Source organism: Pedobacter frigiditerrae (genome assembly GCF_004331645.1).
In the GTDB taxonomy this organism is placed as follows: domain Bacteria; phylum Bacteroidota; class Bacteroidia; order Sphingobacteriales; family Sphingobacteriaceae; genus Pedobacter; species Pedobacter frigiditerrae.
In genome coordinates this window covers 1371796-1386012 of sequence record NZ_SJSK01000001.1, presented here as the reverse complement: position 1 = coordinate 1386012, position 14217 = coordinate 1371796, and the positions used below count along the sequence as shown (strand labels likewise).

Sequence of the window (14217 nt, the reverse complement as noted above, 5' to 3'; positions counted from 1 at the left end):
GATTGGGAAATAAACTTTTAATAAATTCCTTTAGCTTGGAGTCCTGGAGATGAGTCTTTTTATTCCTTATTTTGGAGGGCTGAATTCTGTTCAGCCCTTTACTTTTTGTTTCATGTGGAGCTTGGATTTAGGAAAAGGCGAAAAGAGGTATTTACGGTGTTTGAAGTGATCTTGGCGAGGGCTTCAGCTGTGGCGTTTTACGACCGAAGAAAATGAAAAGTAAGTAAATAACGAATGATACAATGCTGAATACACTACGATAATTTCAATGCCAACATTATTGTTAGTTCTTTATTAATTGCATCATATACCACACCTATACTAACAATCAATAAGAAAGTCAACAAAAATGAATTAAGAAACAATAGGAATAAGCTGTCAACGCTCAAAATATTGAAGAAATAAAAAAACCGCTCCTATTAATAATAGAAGCGGCTTAATGTAGCCCGCAGGGGAATCGAACCCCTATTTCCAGAATGAAAATCTGGCGTCCTAACCGGTAGACGAGCGGGCCATTTCGATTTACAATTTTAGATTTCGGATTTTAGATTGAAATCGTCAATCTTAATTCTTCAATCGTAACTCTACTTGGGTAGCGGGAACCAGACTCGAACTGATGACCTTCGGGTTATGAGCCCGACGAGCTACCAACTGCTCCATCCCGCACTATTTCGTTGATGTTTATCTTCTTCAGGTAATAAACCCGCACACCTCAACATTTTTTAATCTTATTAAACACTCCATTTTAAAAGAGGTTCGTAGCCCGTAGGGGAATCGAACCCCTGTTTCCAGAATGAAAATCTGGCGTCCTCACCCCTAGACGAACGGGCCATGTTAATTTACAATTGTAGATTTACGATTTTAGATTGTTGGTATCTCCAACCTCAAATCTTACAATAGTATCTTTTCAATTTACAATTTTAAATTTCCGATTTTAGATTAAAATCGTCAATCGTAATTCTTCAATTGTAATTCAATTTGGTAGCGGGAACCAGACTCGAACTGATGACCTTCGGGTTATGAGCCCGACGAGCTACCAACTGCTCCATCCCGCACGCTATACAATTCTGAAGCCTTCTGCAAATGTTCCTGCCCTTGTTCCGAATTGGAATGCAAAGATATAATTCGTTTCTTTGCAGAACAAATTTATTTCAAAAAATATTTCTATGTCACATAAAGCTGGTTTTGTAAGTATCATCGGGAAGCCAAATGTTGGTAAATCTACCCTAATGAATGCCCTAGTGGGTGAAAAGCTTTCTATCATTACACCAAAAGCGCAAACCACTCGTCACCGAATTTTGGGAATTGTGAACGAAGATGAGTATCAAATTGTATTTTCAGACACGCCCGGCATCATAAAACCGCTATACGGATTGCAAGATTCGATGATGAGCGCCGTAAGTGGTGCACTTAGTGATGCAGATTTAATTCTCTTTGTAACAGACATTTTCGAGAAACATGACGAGAATGATGTGTTAGAGAAAATCATCAATACTACTATCCCCATGGTGGTGCTATTAAATAAAATTGATAACGCAACACAAGAGCAAGTAGATGAAAAGTTTGCTTACTGGCAAGAGAAATTAAACCCTAAACATATTTATGCTATTTCTGCGTTGCATAAATATAATTTAGAAGGCATATTGCCGATGATTTTGGAGAACATCCCTGAACATCCTGCTTATTATGATAAAGAAGAACTAACAGATCGCAGTCAACGTTTTTTTGTTTCGGAGATTATTCGTGAGAAAATCTTCTTTAACTACAAAAAAGAAATTCCTTACAGCACAGAGGTAATTGTAACTGCCTTTAAAGAAGAAGAAAGCAAAGGTGGTCCTATGGTTCGCATCACTGCCGAAATTATAGTGGAACGTGATTCGCAAAAAAACATATTGATTGGCACTGGCGGTGCGATGTTGAAGAAAGTTGGAATGGAAGCTAGAAAAGACATCGAAACGTTTTTAGAGAGCAAAGTATTCTTAGAAACCTTCGTTAAAGTAATACCAGACTGGAGAAGCAAGAAAAATTATTTAAAGAGTTTCGGGTACGATAGTTAACCCCGCCCTACGGGCACCCCTAAAGGGGTAAGGTAATAGCGTCAAGAACAAAAAGCAATTTTGGTTTAATGTTCCAATTATTTACCTTACCTTTGCACTCCCTTTCAAAAAGGGTTAATAGTTGATAGTCAATGGCTATTGATAAAATTTTAATACTTTTTTACTTTTGTGATTACAAAATCCACAATCGTAAATCTACAATCGTAAATACAAATGAGTAACATTATCGCAATTGTCGGAAGACCAAACGTAGGCAAATCTACCCTTTTTAATCGCTTAACAGAAAGTCGCAAAGCTATTGTAGATGATTTTAGCGGTGTAACTCGCGACAGGCATTATGGTAAAGCAGAATGGACTGACAAGGAATTTACCGTTATTGATACTGGTGGTTATGTTGCCAATTCTGAAGACGTTTTTGAAGCTGCCATTCGTGAGCAAGTTGTAATTGCCATTGAAGAAGCTACTGTTCTTGTATTCATGGTTGATGTGACTACAGGCATCACAGATTTAGATGATGAAATTGCTTCACTTTTACGTCGCAGTAAAAAACCTGTATTTGTTGTTGTAAATAAGGTTGATAACCATCAATTAGAAAATGATGCAACTGTATTTTATGGTTTTGGCTTAGGTGAAATCTACACCATCTCTTCTATGACAGGTTCTGGAACTGGGGAGTTGTTAGACCAAATCATTACTCACTTTGAAGACGTTGTTGAAGAAGAAAATGCTTTACCTAAAATCACGATCGTTGGTCGCCCGAATGTTGGTAAATCTTCGTTAATTAACGCTTTAATTGGTAAAGATCGTAATATCGTAACGCCAATCGCTGGTACAACCCGCGATTCAATTCATATTCACTACAATCAGTTTGGCCATGAATTTATGTTTATCGACACTGCCGGTTTACGTAAAAAAACAAAGGTAAAAGAGAACATCGAATTTTATTCGGTAATGCGTACCATTAAAGCTTTGGAAGAAGCTGATGTAGTGATGTTAATGATTGATGCGGAAGATGGTTTAGAATCTCAGGATGTAAACATTTTCCACTTAGCTGAGAAAAACAAAAAAGGTATCGTAATCTTGGTTAACAAATGGGATTTAATTGAGAAGAACAATAAGACCATTAAAGAATTCGAGGACCAAATTCGCACTAAATTACAACCGTTTACAGATGTGCCGATTGTATTTATCTCAGTATTGAACAAACAACGTATCTTTAAAACAATAGAAACAGCTTTAGAAGTTCATAAAAACCGTAGCAAAAAAATCCCAACTTCTAAGTTGAATGATGTGATGTTACCGATTATCGAAAACTATCCGCCACCTGCATTAAAAGGAAAATACATTAAGGTAAAATATGTTACTCAGATTAACGCGACCTCTCCAATGTTTGCGTTTTTCTGTAATTTACCTCAGTACATTAAAGAGCCTTATAAACGTTTCATAGAGAACAAATTGCGAGAACATTTCGATTTTTCTGGCGTACCAATACAGATTTATTTTAGACAGAAATAGAATAGTCAGAAAGTCCGAAAGTCAGTAAAGTCTGGAGTCGAGAGTCAGAAGTCTTGAGTTAAACTAAATTCTTCCAAATCGTCATTTCGAAATGAGCTTTTTGCGATTGAGAACTCCCTATTCTAGAATTACTATTTTTAGAAACGATTGTCAGTATTTCATGGTAATTTTAGTCCTGCTTTCAGCTTTAAATAACAAAGGCTGTATTTCAATCATTCGGTAATATGCAAAATCACATAGAAATTGTAAACAGCACAACTGAAAACTTAGCTATCTTATTTGAGTTTTATGACATGGCTGTTGCTCATCAAAAAAAGGTTTCCGATAAACATTGGCAAGATTTTGATGTCGAGCTAGTTAAAAATGAAATATCGGAACAAAGGCAATATAAAATATTAGTCGACGGGAAGGTAGCCTGTGTATTTTTAGTCACCTTCAACGACCCACAAATTTGGGAAGAAAAAGATAAAGATTCAGCTATTTATCTTCATCGCATTGTTACCCATCCAGACTTTAGGGGTTATGGTTTTGTAAATATCATCACCAATTGGGCAAAAGCTTATGCCAAAGACAATCAGATTCAATTTGTGAGATTAGATACTTGGGCAGATAATGAAAAGCTCTTCACCTATTACACAAGTTGCGGCTTTAATCATGTTGGCAGCATCAAAATTGCAGCAGATAGTGGCCTTCCAAAACATTATGAAGGGATTAGATTAAATCTTTTTGAGATAGGGGTGTAAGAAAGAAGTCGGAAAGTCCGGAAGTCAGTAAAGTCCGCACTCGTAAGTCAGAAGTCTCAAGTTAACCTCTCCTATTCCGTCATTCCCGTGAATCCCGATAGCTATCGGGAGGAAATCTTAAAGTGCAATTCATTATACCTAGCCTTTTTATCGCATTAAGATACCCAATCAAGTTGGGTATGACGCCCATAATGTGATTCTTCGAAAGCTAATGATGTATAATTGGCCTGACTCCTATCTATATTATGATTCTTCAAACTAATTTGCGCTCTTTGCTTCTTTGCGGATAATTTTGGGAACAATCTTTCGGACTTCCCGACTAAAAACTTTTGGACTTCCTTTTTACTGCAAACTAACCAAAGCCTGTTTCACCACATTATCGGTTAAGTTATGGGCTTTGTAGTAACCAGCATAACCTAAATGATATTTACAAAGCATCAACTTCAGGTCGTTATAAATTAATGGCTTAGATGCGATTAACTGTTTTGTATCAATAGTAATATTTTTTGCCTGAATATACTTTAGCAAATCTTTGTAATCTGTATCATTAATGCTAAATGTATTAAGTGCTTGACCTAAATAAGCCGAGGTATATCTATCGGCTAAAACATCAAAAACGAAATCTATCAATACTTTTTTATCGACTAAATTGGCGTAAAATTTATTATAACCAATTGTATCTAACTTAATATACACATCTGGCTGAATGCCACCACCACCATAAACTCTTTTTCCACCTTGTGTTGTATAGATTAATGTTTTTTGAAGGCTATCACGAGTTTTGGTATTCATTGCGGTAAGTTCTCCGTCTTTATATCTATCCTCCAGCTCATGTTGATAGGCCACATAACCTTTTTTATAAGATTTTTGAATGCTCCTACCCAATGGCGTATAATACCTAGCAATGGTTAGGTTTAAAGCCGAACCATCATCAAACGCAAATTGCTCTTGTACTAAACCTTTTCCAAAAGAACGTCGGCCAATGATAATTCCCCTATCTAAATCTTGTATGGCCCCTGCAAAAATCTCACTAGCCGAAGCAGAGTTTTCATTAATCAGCACGGCTAATTTACCTTGTTCAAACTCACCCCCACCTGTGGTGTAATAATCTGTACGGGGTTCGTGTTTACCCTCCGTATAAACAATCAACTTATTTTCCGGCAAAAATTGATTGGCTAATCCGGTTGCAGCGGTTACATAACCACCTCCATTGTCCCTTAAGTCTAAAACCAGTTTTTTCATTCCCTTGGCTTTAAGCGAACGAACTGTTTCTACGAAATCATTATCTGTATTGGCGCCAAACTTACTGATGCGCACATAGGCAGTTTCGTTATTGAGCATATAAGCTGCGTCAATGCTACTCACATCCACCTTTCCTCTTTTTATATTTAAGGATGTTGGAGCGCTGTTTCCGGGACGCAAAAAAGAAATTAACACTGAAGTTCCTCTTCTGCCCTTAATTTTACCTATCATTTCTGAACGTGGTAAAGATTTTCCACTCACATACGTACTATCAACCCTTAAAATTTTATCGCCCTGCTTAATTCCTGCAAAAAATGCCGGGCCGTCTTTAAGTACATTGGTAACTAATAAAGTATCGTTAAGGATATAATACTCTACGCCAATCCCTTCAAAATTACCCTCTAAAGCTTCTTCTAGTTCAAAAGCTTTTGTAGCAGGCAAATACATACTGTGTGGGTCTAATTGATGCAACAAACTATCTATAGGAAGATGATGAAGACTATCTGCATTTACATCATCAACATAATTTTTATTAATGATATGGATAATGTCTTCTACTTTTTGAGCATCACTATTTGCTAAGCGAGCGTCTCGATTAACCTGAAATCCTTGGTCTTTTAGAAATTTATAACCCAAAAACATACCACCTATTAAGGTAACTGAATAGGTTAATGCAATAAGGATATTAAAACGAGTACTTTTTTTCATTGCGTAGCGCCTTACAAAGCTATGAATTTTAGCGTGTTAATTAAAAAAGAATAGCTGTAACATTTTAGTTTTTTGAATATTTTAAGTCAAATATTTGCAATGGCGTAATCTTCTCTCTAAAATTGCAGTGATTTATCTATAATATTTCCTGTTAATTGAGAAATTAACGAACTTTAACATAAATGACTTCCATGAACCGAGTAACCGAGCAAGACTCTAAATATAACGATATTGATAAAATGTCTGTTCTAGAGATTCTAACAAATATCAATAACGAAGACAAAACCGTTCCCTTAGCTGTAGAAAAAGCCTTGCCACAGATTGAAAAATTAGCAACAGCTATTGCCGAAAGAATGAGTGAAGGCGGCCGCTTATTTTATATTGGCGCAGGAACAAGCGGTCGTTTAGGTGTGGTTGATGCATCTGAATGCCCTCCAACTTTTGGTGTATCTTTCGATACCGTGGTTGGAATTATTGCCGGTGGTGATACAGCGATTAGAAGAGCGGTTGAATTTGCAGAAGACAATGAAACACAAGCTTGGGTAGATTTACAAGAATATCAAATTAATGAAAAGGATTCATTAGTCGGCTTGGCTGCATCAGGAACAACACCTTACGTAATTGGCGGTTTAAACACGGCTCGTAAGCATGGCGTTTTAACAGGTTGTATCATTTGCAATGATGGTGGACCAATTGTAGCAGAATCTGATTTTCCTGTTGAAGTAGTAGTTGGTCCGGAGTTTTTAACGGGTTCTACAAGAATGAAATCTGGCACAGCTCAAAAATTAGTTTTAAATATGCTGAGCACAACTGTGATGATTAGATTAGGCAGAGTTAAAGGCAATAAAATGGTAGATATGCAGTTAACTAACCATAAATTAGTAGATAGGGGCACGCAAATGGTGATGAAAGAATTAAACATTGGTCACGATGAAGCCGCAGATTTATTAAACAAATACGGAAGTGTTCGTAAGGCCGTAGAGGCAAGTAAATAAATTTACGATTTTAGATTTACGCCAGACCAATTACATTTTACATTAGCATTATTACCTGTACCATTGTAAAAAATCTAAAATCGTCACCCGATAGCTATCGGGTCTAAAATCTAAAATCCACCTGATGCACGAAATTGAGCCTTTTTACTTATGGAGAGATGATTACATTGCTGCAGAAGATGACCGTTCGCCGTTTTTTGAAACCGAATATTCTGAGTTTTATTACGATAAGCAGCTTTATAATTTCTTAATCCACCCGCAATGGGACACTTTTGGCTCTAATACGCTTTACATAAAAGTATTATTTGTAGACTATGATAAGGAATACGCGATTATAGAATTAATGGGCGAGTGGAATGATGCGATTAACAATGATATCATGATGCTCAAAAGAGAAATTATTGAGTTAATGGTTGATGAAGGTATCAATAAATTTATCCTCATAGGAGAAAATGTATTGAATTTTCACGCTTCTGATGACAGCTATTATGAAGAATGGTTTCAGGATGTGGAAGAAGGCTGGATTGCTGGTGTTAATTTCCATGAGCACGTAATTAGAGAGTTTAGGGACAATAGCATTGACTATTACATCAACTTTGGCGGCGAGTTAGATGATTTGCATTGGCGCAAGTTGAAACCTCGTCAGTTTTTCAAAAAAGTTGAAGAACTGTTGACAAAAAGACTAAATTAAAATACGATATTTAAATACAATTATTTACAAATCAAATGGAACAACAAAATTATCAATATCAAGAGAACAGTGTTTTCGTTCAGGAAAATGCTGTTTCTAAAAAATTCTTTGCAAATGTGTTTACCTGGATGTTTGTTGCCTTGGCAATTTCAACTTTAGCAGCATATTTTATTAACTCTTCTTTAGAAGCCCAATCTTACCTAATAAACCCATTAACTGGTGGCAGAACTACTCTTGGAACGGTGGCAATGTTTGCTCCCTTAGCTTTGGTTTTAATAATGGGTGCTGGTTTTAGTAGACTATCTTATGGAGTTTTAGTTGGTGTATTTATCCTTTTTGCTTCCTTACTAGGCATTAGCTTAAGTTACATTTTAGTTGTTTACCAATTAGGTTCGGTTGTAGGTTGTTTTGCAGCTGCTGCTGGTATATTTGGCATAATGGCTGTTTTAGGCTATACCACAGATGTGGATTTAAGTAAATTCGGCCCCATCTTAATGGTTGGTCTAGTTGGTTTAATCATTGCTTCTGTTGTTAACTGGTTTTTACAGAGTGCACAATTTGATTATATCATGAGCTTTTTCGGAGTTGCACTTTTTACTGCCTTGACTGCATATGATGTTCAAAAAATTAAAAGAATTGGCTTAGGCATTGAAGCTAACGGAGACCAAATAGTTGCAGTTGACAGTAAAAAGCTAGCGATTATGTCTGCTCTTACTTTGTATCTTGACTTCTTAAACATATTCCTTTTCTTACTTCGCATCTTTGGAGGAAGAAAGTAATCTTAACTTATTTCAGAATATAATATCGAAGGCTACGCAGATTTGCGTGGCCTTTGTAATTTTATTTGGCATTGCCTCCCAATTTTTTGGAATTGATCATGCTTTGTTGCACCTTTGTATTGCTTATTAAGAAAGATGGAGGGAGTAGACCCAACGAAGTCTTAGCAACCTGTGCCAACAAGGTGCTAATTTCTAATCTCAGCAGTGGCGAGAGAAGATAAGTTTAAGGAGAAAATATTCCAACTTTTTAGAAGCATTTTAAAGTACTTAGTATATAGTACTTAGTATTTAGATCGTAAATGCTAAGCGTATAACTGGGTCAATTGTAGTTTTATCGTGTGTCAAATGTCTTGATACTAAATACCAACTACTAAATACTAATATGGATATTAGAGAAGAATTAGAGAAACGTATTTTAATTATAGATGGTGCAATGGGCACCATGATTCAGCGCTACACCTTAACTGAGGAAGATTTCAGGGGAGAACGCTTTAAGGATCATCCTTGTGATGTAAAAGGCAATAACGATTTGCTCAATATCACTCGCCCTGATATTATCAAAGCCATACATCTTGAATATTTAAAAGCAGGTGCTGATATTATCGAAACCAATACCTTTAGCACACAACGCATTTCCATGGCCGATTATCAAATGGAAGACCTTTCTTACGAACTAAGTTTTGAAGGTGCAAGGGTTGCAAAGGAAGCCGCTACAGAATTCATGGCTACAAATCCCGATAGGAAATGTTTTGTAGCTGGTGCAATTGGCCCAACGAATAGAACCTTGTCTATGTCGCCAAACGTAAACGACCCAGGTTACAGGGCCGTTTATTTTGATGAATTAGAAGAAGCCTATTACGAGCAAGTTAGAGGTTTAGTTGATGGTGGTTCTGATGTACTTTTAATCGAAACCATATTTGATACTTTAAATGCAAAAGTGGCTATCGTTGCCATTAAAAAATATGAAGAAGTAATTGGCAGGAAGCTAGAAATTATGATTTCTGGAACAATCACCGATGCTTCAGGAAGAACTTTATCTGGCCAAACCGCTGAAGCTTTCTTAAACTCTGTGATGCATGCCCATCCGTTGAGCATTGGATTTAACTGTGCATTAGGAGCAAAAGAAATGCGACCTCACATTGAAGAATTGGCAGCAAAAGCTGGTTGTTATGTTTCTGCCTACCCTAATGCTGGTTTGCCAAACGAGTTTGGTGCTTACGATGAAATGCCTCATGAAACTGCACATCTGGTGGATGATTTTATCGCCTCAGGATTTGTAAACATTGTGGGTGGTTGTTGTGGCACAACACCAGAACATATTGGCTGCATTGCCGAAAAAGCAAGAAAAGCTGAACCCAGAAAAATTCCCGCCATTGAGCCTTATATGCGTTTAAGTGGCTTAGAGCCTGTAACCATTACACCAGAAAGTATTTTCGTAAACATTGGCGAAAGAACAAACATTACGGGTTCTCCTAAATTTTCTAAGTTAATTTTAGGTGGCGATTATGAAGCTGCCCTTGCCGTTGCCTTACAGCAGGTAGAAGGTGGTGCTCAAATCATCGACGTAAACATGGACGAAGGGATGTTAGATTCGGAAGCGGCAATGACCAAGTTCTTAAATCTAATTGCATCTGAACCTGATATTGCCAAATTACCCATTATGGTCGATTCATCTAAATGGTCGGTGATTGAAAATGGCTTAAAATGTTTGCAGGGAAAGGGTATCGTTAACTCCATATCCTTAAAAGAAGGAGAAGAAAAGTTTAAAGAAAGCGCCCGTAAGATTATGCAATACGGTGCTGCGGTTGTGGTAATGGCTTTTGATGAACAAGGACAAGCTGATAACTTTGAACGTAGAAAAGAAATCTGTAAAAGAAGTTATGATATTTTAGTGGGTGAAATAGGCTTTCCTGCTCAGGATATCATTTTCGACCCAAATATTTTAACGGTTGCAACTGGTTTAGAAGAGCATAACAATTATGCTGTAGACTTTATCAATGCCACAAGGTGGATTAAACAAAACTTACCTTATGCAAAGGTAAGCGGTGGTGTTTCTAATATTTCGTTCTCATTTAGAGGGAACAATACAGTTAGGGAAGCGATGCACTCTGCATTTTTATATCACGCCATTCAGGCTGGCTTAGATATGGGAATCGTTAACGCAGGTATGCTAGAAGTTTATCAGGAAATTCCACCTGAGCTTTTAGAACGTGTGGAAGATGTATTGTTAAACAGAAGAGACGATGCTACTGAGCGATTGGTAGAATATGCTGACACTATCAAAAGTAAGGGCAAAGAAATTGTTCGTGATGAAGAGTGGAGAAAAGGAACGGTTGAAGAAAGATTATCTCATTCATTAGTTAAAGGAATTGTAGAATATTTAGATGATGATGTTGAAGAGGCTCGTCAGCAATATGCCAGACCAATTCAGGTAATCGAGGGTCCGTTAATGGACGGGATGAACATTGTTGGAGATTTATTTGGTGCCGGAAAAATGTTCTTGCCACAGGTGGTTAAATCTGCAAGGGTAATGAAAAAGGCTGTTGCTTACCTCCTACCATTTATTGAGCAAGAGAAATTAGACAATCCAGACCAAGACCAAAATTCATCTGCTGGAAAGGTGTTAATGGCAACCGTAAAAGGTGATGTGCATGATATAGGAAAAAATATTGTAGGCGTGGTTTTAGCCTGTAATAATTTCGAAATTGTGGATATGGGTGTAATGGTTCCGGCGCAAGACATCATTAAAAAAGCAAAAGAAATTAATGCAGATATTATAGGTTTAAGTGGATTGATTACACCATCATTAGATGAAATGGTTCACTTTGCCAAAGAAATGGAACGTGAAGGGTTTACCATTCCATTAATTATTGGAGGTGCAACAACTTCTAGAATTCACGCTGCGGTAAAAGTTGCTCCTAATTATTCTGGACCAGCGATTCACGTTTTAGATGCTTCGAGAAGCGTAACGGTTTGTAGCACTTTGATGAATCCAGAAACTAAAGGTGAATATGTCGCTGGAATTAAAGCAGAATATGATAAAGCACGTGAAGCTCACTTAAATAAACGTTCTGACAAGAGATTTAAAACCATTGAAGAAGCAAGGGCAGACAAATTTCAAATCGACTTAGATAAAGTAGTAACCGAACCAACTTTTACGGGAACAAAGGTTTTTGAAGATTACCCATTAGCTGAATTAGTTCCTTATATCGATTGGACACCATTTTTCCATACATGGGAGTTAAGGGGCAGTTATCCTAAAATATTTGACGACAAATTTGTTGGGGATGAAGCCAAAAAACTATTTGATGATGCGCAAGTATTATTAAAAAAGGTGGTTGATGAAAAACTATTAACCGCAAAAGGAGTAATTGGATTTTGGCCAGCAAATTCGGCTGGAGATGATATTGAGTTGAGAGTTGAGAGTGCCGAGTTGGGAGATGCACAACTCCAAACTTCAAACTCCAAACTAACTACTATCCACACCCTTCGCCAACAGGCTGAAAAAATGGCTGGAGAACCCTATTATGCTTTATCAGATTTTGTGGCACCCAAGGAAAGTGGCGTGCAAGATTACTTTGGTGGTTTTGCTGTTACCACAGGAATTGGTATTGATGAATTGGTGGCTGAGTTTGAGAAAAACTATGATGATTACAATAGCATTATGATTAAAGCATTGGCTGATAGGTTAGCTGAAGCTTTTGCTGAACGGATGCACGAGTTAGTTCGCAAAGAATACTGGGGTTATGCAAAAGATGAGAACTTGAGTAATCAGGAATTAATTAAGGAAGAATATGCAGGTATTCGTCCGGCACCAGGTTACCCAGCTTGCCCTGAACATACTGAAAAAGGAACTTTGTTTAACTTGCTTGATGCGGAGCATAAAATTGGATTACGCTTAACAGAAAGTTATGCCATGTACCCAACCGCAGCAGTTAGTGGCTTTTACTTTGCTCACCCTCAATCTCGTTACTTCGGATTAGGAAAGATTACAAAAGACCAAGTTGAAGATTACGCTGCTAGAAAAGGAATGAGTTTAGAAGAGGCAGAGAAATGGCTTAGTCCGAATTTGGCGTATTAAGAAGTAGTTAGTATATAGTATAAAGTAGTTAGACTGGATGCATAATTTTAGAGAGCTTAAAGTGTGGAAAATGGGAATTGAAATCTCTAAATTGGTTTTTCAACTTACTAGAACTTTTCCCGTTGAAGAAAGATATTCTCTAACTTCTCAACTAACTCGTTGTGCTATTTCAATTCCTTCTAATATTGCTGAAGGATGCGGAAGAAAATCTGACAAAGAACTTAATCAATTTTTAAGCATTAGCTTAGGCTCTGCTTTTGAATTAGAAACACAAATAATATTAGCTTACGAATTTGGATATATTGATAAAGCCATTTATGACAACACTATAATCCAAATAAATGAAGTACAAAAAATGATAAGTGGATTGCAACGAAGTTTAGGCATCCAATCATGATACTAACGACTTTATACTAAGTACTCAATGAAGATTACAGACCATATAAAAAACGCAAACGGTAAAACCTTATTCTCATTTGAACTTTTGCCACCTATAAAAGGGCAAAGCATTCAGTGGATTTATGATGCTATTGACCCACTTTTAGAGTTTAACCCACCTTTTATTGATGTAACCTCATTAAGGGAAGATTACATTTATAAAGAGCAAGAAAATGGACTATTGCAAAAGGTTTCTTATCGCAAACGTCCAGGTACAATTGCTATTTGTGCAGCAATTATTCACAAGTATAAGATAGATGCTGTTCCGCATTTAATTTGTGGTGGTTTTACAAAAGAGGAAACTGAAAATGCCTTGATAGACTTGCAATTTTTAGGGATTGATAATGTTTTAGCTTTAAGGGGTGATGCTCGTGCTGCAGATACGTCATTTGTTCCAACAAAAGGCGGTCATTGTTATGCTACAGACTTAATTCAGCATATTAAAAACCATAATGAAGGTAAGTTTCTGCATGAAGACATAGACACCTTTAAAAGTGATTTCTGCATCGGCGTTGCCGGATATCCTGAAAAACATTTTGAGGCCCCTAACTTAAATGCCGACTTCAAGTTCTTAAAGAAAAAAGTTGACATGGGTGCTGAATTTATTGTTACCCAAATGTTTTTTGACAATCAGAAATATTTCGACTTTGTAAATAAATGTAGGGAAAATGGAATTAACGTGCCCATCATTCCTGGATTAAAACCCATCAGCACACTTACGCAATTAAATGTTTTGCCTAAAATTTTCCATATAGATTTACCTGAGGATTTAACTGATGCTTTAGCTCATGCAAAAAGTAATGCAGAGGCAAAAGAAATTGGAACAGAAGCCATGATTAAACAGTGTAAGGAGTTAATTGAATTTGGAGCGCCAGTATTACATTTTTACACCATGGGCAGACCAGAACAAACGAAACAAATAGCAAGGGCAATATTTTAAGTTGTTTAGTTAACATTCAAAACTTGTA

10 protein-coding genes, 4 tRNA genes and 1 riboswitch are annotated in these 14217 nt (G+C 36.8%); of the genes, 9 read left to right on the top strand and 5 right to left on the bottom strand.

Annotation, left to right across the window (positions count from 1 at the left end; translation table 11 throughout):
• Positions 1-442: 442 nt before the first annotated feature.
• The 4 genes from EZ428_RS05930 to EZ428_RS05915 form a co-directional block, all read right to left on the bottom strand.
• A tRNA-Glu gene (locus EZ428_RS05930) sits at positions 443-514 on the bottom strand.
• A 75-nt stretch (positions 515-589) separates the two neighbouring features.
• Positions 590-666: transfer RNA gene (locus EZ428_RS05925), tRNA-Met, on the bottom strand.
• A 93-nt stretch (positions 667-759) separates the two neighbouring features.
• A tRNA-Glu gene (locus tag EZ428_RS05920) sits at positions 760-831 on the bottom strand.
• Between the two features lie 148 nt (positions 832-979).
• A tRNA-Met gene (locus EZ428_RS05915) sits at positions 980-1055 on the bottom strand.
• Positions 1056-1166: 111 nt separating this feature from the next.
• Here EZ428_RS05915 and era point away from each other — a divergent pair.
• The 3 genes from era to EZ428_RS05900 all read left to right on the top strand — a co-directional run bounded on the left by era (position 1167) and on the right by EZ428_RS05900 (position 4315).
• A complete protein-coding gene (gene era, locus EZ428_RS05910; RefSeq protein WP_131552173.1) occupies positions 1167-2057 on the top strand; it encodes a GTPase Era in 891 nt (296 codons plus the stop codon).
• Between the two features lie 213 nt (positions 2058-2270).
• The gene (der, locus tag EZ428_RS05905) at positions 2271-3572 is read left to right on the top strand and encodes a ribosome biogenesis GTPase Der (protein WP_131552172.1); all 1302 of its coding nucleotides are present in this window, start codon (positions 2271-2273) and stop codon (positions 3570-3572) included.
• A gap of 224 nt (positions 3573-3796) precedes the next feature.
• The gene (locus tag EZ428_RS05900; protein ID WP_131552171.1) at positions 3797-4315 is read left to right on the top strand and encodes a GNAT family N-acetyltransferase; all 519 of its coding nucleotides are present in this window, start codon (positions 3797-3799) and stop codon (positions 4313-4315) included.
• Between the two features lie 342 nt (positions 4316-4657).
• Here EZ428_RS05900 and EZ428_RS05895 read toward each other — a convergent pair whose 3' ends face one another.
• The gene (locus tag EZ428_RS05895) at positions 4658-6265 is read right to left on the bottom strand and encodes a S41 family peptidase (protein WP_131552170.1); all 1608 of its coding nucleotides are present in this window, start codon (positions 6263-6265) and stop codon (positions 4658-4660) included.
• Positions 6266-6456: 191 nt separating this feature from the next.
• Here EZ428_RS05895 and murQ point away from each other — a divergent pair, with 191 nt between their 5' ends.
• The 6 genes from murQ (at position 6457) to metF (ending at position 14189) form a co-directional block, all read left to right on the top strand.
• A complete protein-coding gene (murQ, locus tag EZ428_RS05890; protein ID WP_131552169.1) occupies positions 6457-7260 on the top strand; it encodes an N-acetylmuramic acid 6-phosphate etherase in 804 nt (267 codons plus the stop codon).
• A 124-nt stretch (positions 7261-7384) separates the two neighbouring features.
• Positions 7385-7951 (top strand): hypothetical protein, encoded by a 567-nt coding sequence (locus EZ428_RS05885; RefSeq protein ID WP_131552168.1) that lies wholly within the window; start codon positions 7385-7387, stop codon positions 7949-7951.
• Between the two features lie 35 nt (positions 7952-7986).
• Positions 7987-8730, top strand: a complete 744-nt coding sequence (locus tag EZ428_RS05880; protein ID WP_131552167.1) for a Bax inhibitor-1/YccA family protein — start codon at positions 7987-7989, stop codon at positions 8728-8730.
• 120 nt (positions 8731-8850) lie between these two features.
• Positions 8851-8954, top strand: a riboswitch (SAM riboswitch).
• A gap of 158 nt (positions 8955-9112) precedes the next feature.
• Entirely contained in the window at positions 9113-12811 is a 3699-nt protein-coding gene (gene metH, locus EZ428_RS05875; RefSeq protein WP_131552166.1) for a methionine synthase, read from the top strand.
• A 37-nt stretch (positions 12812-12848) separates the two neighbouring features.
• Positions 12849-13208: a four helix bundle protein gene (locus tag EZ428_RS05870; protein ID WP_131552165.1), complete on the top strand. Its 360-nt coding sequence runs from the start codon at positions 12849-12851 to the stop codon at positions 13206-13208.
• A 27-nt stretch (positions 13209-13235) separates the two neighbouring features.
• Positions 13236-14189, top strand: coding sequence for a methylenetetrahydrofolate reductase [NAD(P)H] (gene metF / locus EZ428_RS05865; RefSeq protein ID WP_131552164.1), 954 nt, complete (start codon positions 13236-13238; stop codon positions 14187-14189).
• Positions 14190-14217: the final 28 nt, after the last annotated feature.

Coding starts and splice junctions, on each gene's coding strand:
- era (WP_131552173.1), top strand. CDS start 1,167: ATGTCACATAAAGCTGGTTTTGTAAGTATCATCGGGAAGCCAAATGTT.
- der (WP_131552172.1), top strand. CDS start 2,271: ATGAGTAACATTATCGCAATTGTCGGAAGACCAAACGTAGGCAAATCT.
- EZ428_RS05900 (WP_131552171.1), top strand. CDS start 3,797: ATGCAAAATCACATAGAAATTGTAAACAGCACAACTGAAAACTTAGCT.
- EZ428_RS05895 (WP_131552170.1), bottom strand. CDS start 6,265: ATGAAAAAAAGTACTCGTTTTAATATCCTTATTGCATTAACCTATTCA.
- murQ (WP_131552169.1), top strand. CDS start 6,457: ATGAACCGAGTAACCGAGCAAGACTCTAAATATAACGATATTGATAAA.
- EZ428_RS05885 (WP_131552168.1), top strand. CDS start 7,385: ATGCACGAAATTGAGCCTTTTTACTTATGGAGAGATGATTACATTGCT.
- EZ428_RS05880 (WP_131552167.1), top strand. CDS start 7,987: ATGGAACAACAAAATTATCAATATCAAGAGAACAGTGTTTTCGTTCAG.
- metH (WP_131552166.1), top strand. CDS start 9,113: ATGGATATTAGAGAAGAATTAGAGAAACGTATTTTAATTATAGATGGT.
- EZ428_RS05870 (WP_131552165.1), top strand. CDS start 12,849: ATGCATAATTTTAGAGAGCTTAAAGTGTGGAAAATGGGAATTGAAATC.
- metF (WP_131552164.1), top strand. CDS start 13,236: ATGAAGATTACAGACCATATAAAAAACGCAAACGGTAAAACCTTATTC.